This is a genomic window from Streptomyces diastatochromogenes (assembly GCF_002242805.1).
GTDB lineage: Bacteria > Actinomycetota > Actinomycetes > Streptomycetales > Streptomycetaceae > Streptomyces > Streptomyces diastatochromogenes.
The window spans coordinates 1-777 of record NZ_MCGQ01000086.1 but is presented as its reverse complement, the minus strand read 5'-3'; the positions used below and the strand labels follow the sequence as shown (position 1 = coordinate 777).

Sequence of the window (777 nt, the reverse complement as noted above, 5' to 3'; positions counted from 1 at the left end):
AGGATGCGCAGGCAGCGCTGCGGGGTGAGGTGCCACTCCGCGGCGAGCGGGGTGCCCTCCATCGGGATCAGGAAGTTCACCGGAACGGAGTCCGGGTCCAGCGCGCGCAGCGACAGGACGACGTCCACCAGGTCCTCGTCGCTCTCGCCCATGCCCGCGATCAGACCCGAGCAGGCGGACAGCCCGGCCGCGTGCGCCTTCTGCACCGTGTCCACCCGGTCGGCGTACGTGTGGGTGGTGGTGATGTCCCCGTAGGTGGCCTCGGAGGTGTTGAGGTTGTGGTTGTAGGCGTCCGCGCCCGCCTCGCGCAGCCGTTCGGCCTGGCCGTCGGAGAGCAGACCGAGGCAGGCGCACACCTCGACGCCCTCGTTCTGGTCCTTGATCGCCTTGATGGTCTCGGAGACCCGGTCCACGTCCCGGTCCGTCGGGCCGCGCCCGGAGGCCACCAGGCAGACCCGCTTGGCGCCGCCGGCCAGGCCCGCGGCGGCGGCCTGGGAGGCCTGGTCGGGCTTGAGCCAGGTGTACTTGAGGATGTCGGCCTTGGAGCCGAGCCGCTGGGAGCAGTAGGAGCAGTCCTCGGGACACAGCCCGGACTTCAGGTTGACCAGGTAGTTGAGTTTCACCCGTCGCCCGAACCAGTGCCGGCGCACCTTGCCGGCCGCGGCCACCACATCGAGCAGGTCGTCGTCGGAGGTGGCGAGCACGGCGAGTGCTTCCTCACGGGTCGGCAGCTCGCGCCGCAGCCCCTTGTCCACCAGCGTGTTCAGCAGGTCCATG

The 777-nt window shown here is 70.5% G+C and carries 1 protein-coding gene; it reads right to left on the bottom strand.

The genetic code is table 11. The annotated features are described in order from the left end of the window. Window positions 1-776: biotin synthase BioB (gene bioB, locus BEK98_RS45350; RefSeq protein WP_094222680.1), on the bottom strand; the 776-nt coding region annotated here is incomplete at its 3' end. Window position 777: the final 1 nt, after the last annotated feature.